The following is a 1,280-nucleotide window of genomic DNA, read 5'->3' as shown; positions in this document are numbered from 1 at the left end:
TCGTCGGTGTCGTTGAGTTGGTGTGACACCTGAGGAGATGGCCTCGGTCCGGGAGGACTTGGAGGCGTTCGCGGCGGAGTTGTTCGACGGGTTCTTCCGTGCGGATCAGCGGCGGTGGGGGCAGGCGTATGTGCGGGGACTGTTGCTGGACGGTCGGCGCAAGTCGGTGGAGCCGATGGCGGCCCGCCTCGGCGAGGACGGCAATCGGCAGGCGCTGGCGCATTTCATCACCTCCAGCCCGTGGGATGCGGCGCATGTGCGGGCCCGGCTGGCCTGGAGGATGCACGAGGCGATCGGCCCTGAGGCGCTGATCGTGGACGACACCGGCTTCCTCAAGGACGGGGACGCGTCGGCGTGTGTGTCGCGGCAGTACACCGGCACCGCGGGCAAGGTCACCAAGTGTCAGGTGGGAGTGTCGCTGCACCTGGCGCGCGAGCGGGCCTCGGCGGCGGTGAACTGGCGACTGTTCGTGCCCGCTTCGTGGGATCCCGACTCCGCGGAGGCCGATGCGGTCAAAGTCGCCCGCCGCGGCCGCTGCGGCATCCCGGCGCAGGCGGGGCACGTGGAGAAGTGGCAGTTGGCCCTGGACATGATCGATGAGGCCCGGTCGTGGGGCGTCGACGTTCCCCTGGTCGTCGCGGACGCCGGATACGGCGATGCCGCCGCCTTCCGCCACGGCCTGGAAGAACGGCATCTGCCCTATGCGGTGGGGATTTCCTCCCGCCACATGGCGCATCCGGCTGACGCCCGGCCCGTCCAGCCCGCCTGCGCGGGCACCGGCCGGCCGCCGAGAATGCAATATCCCGATGCGCCGCAGACCGTGAAGGATCTGGTTCTCGCGGCAGGCCGGAAGGCGGCCCGGCCGGTGTCATGGCGGGAAGGATCCCGGCCGGGCAACGGCCGAAGCGGCTTCAAACGCATGTACTCGCGGTTCGTGGCCCTGCGGATCCGGCCCGCCGGACGCGGTGTCCGCCAGGCCACCGACGGCCTGGAGCTGCCTGAACGCTGGCTGCTGGCCGAGTGGCCGGCCGATGAGAGCGAGCCGGTGCAGTTCTGGCTGTCCAGCCTACCCTCCGGGATGCCGCTGGCCACGCTGGTGCGGCTGGCCAAGCTCCGCTGGCGCATCGAGCACGACTACCGCGAGATGAAACAAGCCCTGGGCCTGGCCCACTTCGAGGGCCGCACCTGGAACGGCTGGCACCACCACGTCACCCTCGTCTCCGCCGCCCACGCCTTCTGCACCCTGCAACGACTGGCACGAGACCCAAAAGACACGGCGC

Annotated in this window: 1 protein-coding gene; it reads left to right on the top strand. The window is 70.4% G+C overall.

The window, feature by feature from the left end:
• Nucleotides 1-37: 37 nt before the first annotated feature.
• On the top strand, nt 38-1,280 hold a 1,243-nt coding region (locus ACFYX4_RS40980; RefSeq protein ID WP_389345088.1), incomplete at its 3' end, for an IS701 family transposase.

It is taken from the genome of Streptomyces sp. NPDC002328 (genome assembly GCF_042890065.1).
Classification (GTDB): Bacteria; Actinomycetota; Actinomycetes; order Streptomycetales; family Streptomycetaceae; genus Streptomyces.
Note: the sequence above shows the minus strand (reverse complement) of the source record. Positions and strands in the feature narration are given on the sequence as shown.